General features: G+C 57.2%; 1 protein-coding gene. It reads left to right on the top strand.

Annotated elements, in window-relative coordinates; genetic code table 11:
• Nucleotides 1-81: 81 nt before the first annotated feature.
• Nucleotides 82-1,861, top strand: a 1,780-nt coding sequence (locus CVS30_RS17605; protein WP_146233444.1) for an HNH endonuclease, incomplete at its 3' end; no start/stop codon positions are given.

Below are 1,861 nucleotides of genomic sequence, written 5' to 3'. Positions count from 1 at the left end.
CTCGTCTTTGGTTCGGAAGTATATGTGAGAACTTTTCTGCTGGCTATTGTTTATCGAATACTCTGGGTTTAAAATTGGGGTATGGGTAGTTCAGAGAATTTCCCGTCGGAACGGGGCTCTTCAGCCACCACAGGGACTGTGGCGGGCCTTCTCGCTGGACTTAGCCTTCCCGTTATTGAACCTCTTGCTACGGACATTGCGGCGATGGCGGATCTTCCCTTGTTGCCGGTGCCGGGTACTCCGGCTGTGAGCCAGGAAGCTGAGCCTGAGGCTCCGGTGAGTCAATTAGATGCGACGTGGCGGTTATTGACTGATTGTACTGATGCGTTGTCGTTGTTGACGGCGCATCGGAATAGTTGTGCTGCGATGGCGGCGGTGTTGATTGAGCGTTTTGATGCCGCGAGCGTGCTCGAGGGTAATATTTTGGGTTTTGATCAGTGGCAGCGGAAAGTGTCTTTGATGGCGTTGCAGTGTGAAGTGGCCGGAATCCTCGGGGTCCCGGAGAGTGTTGCTGTTCGTTTGATTGAACATGCTACAAGTATCGTGCGGCAATTACCGGCGACCTTGGGGTGTATGAGCAGTGGGGACTTGGGGTGGGAATGGGCGGTCATTATTGCCGAGGAGATCAAGGTTCTGCGTGAGGCTGGATTACCGGATGAGACGATTGACGCGTTCGAGTTAGCGTTGCTGGGTAAGGCTGCGGGTTCCTCGGTGCAGAGTTTCCGGGAGAAAGCCCGCCGTTTACGGGAACGGCAGTATCCAGAAACGATTCCGGCTCGTACCCGTAAAGCGTATGCCGATCGGTATCTGCACGTGGGGCGCGGGCATGATGGGATGTCGTGGTTGAGTCTTTATGCCCCGTCTCCCACTCTTGAAGGGATTTGGGATCAATGCACCGCCACCGCCCGGGCAGCTCAAGGCCCGCACGAGCAACGAACCCTGACACAGCTACGCGCTGATGTCGCCGTAGCCTTGCTGTTGAATCAAACGATGGCTGAGAATCAGATCTTCGCACCCGCGATCATCACCGAAGCACCAACAACCCACCCGGGCACAGGAAACCCCGAAGACCACACCCCCACACCCAGCACCCTCGCACCCGACACAACACCCGGCATGGCAGCATGTGGCACCCCTACTCGTGAAGCTACAGCTTTGGATGAGGCGTTTCCTGACTCTATGATGCCCGAGCCGTCTGAGCCGTCCGAGCCGTCTGAGCCGTCCGAGCCGTCTGAGCCTTCTGAGCCGTCTGAGCGGTCCGAGCGGTCTGAGTTTGAGTCGGTGGTGTGTGTGGGTGATGATCCACAGGGGTTACTTCCGGTCTTTGATGATCCTGATTATTTGGATCCTGCCTTTGTGGCTCCGGATCCGTGGGGTGAGCCGGGGTGGCGACCGCCCGCACATCCACCAGTACTACTACCAGCACCACTATCAGGGGCGCCCTCGTTTCTAGGGGTTGCCGGTGGTCCTGAGTTACCGCCGATGCCGCCGATGCCGCGGGTGTTGCCGGTGTTGTTGATTCCGGTGTTGTCGTTGTTGGGGGAGACGAATGAGCCTGCTTGGTTGGAAGGTGTTGGTCCGGTCAGTATGGAGGTAGCTCAGCGATTGACGGCGGTAGCTCCGAGTTTTTATCGGGTCTTGACTGATCCGGTGTCGAATGAGCCTTTGGATCGGTCCCCGGAGTGTTACCGCGTGACGGCGGCGATGAGGATGATGTTGGCGATCAGGGATGAATATTGTCAGTTCCCGGGGTGTATGACGAAAGCGACGTGTTCAGAGGTCGATCATGTGCAGGCGTTCGCTCAGGGTGGTTGGAGTGTGTTCGATAACCTGGAGCATCTGTGTCATCGCCACCACGTGT

This window comes from Arthrobacter psychrolactophilus (genome assembly GCF_003219795.1).
In the GTDB taxonomy this organism is placed as follows: Bacteria; Actinomycetota; Actinomycetes; order Actinomycetales; family Micrococcaceae; genus Specibacter; species Specibacter psychrolactophilus.
Note: the sequence above shows the minus strand (reverse complement) of the source record. Positions and strands in the feature narration are given on the sequence as shown.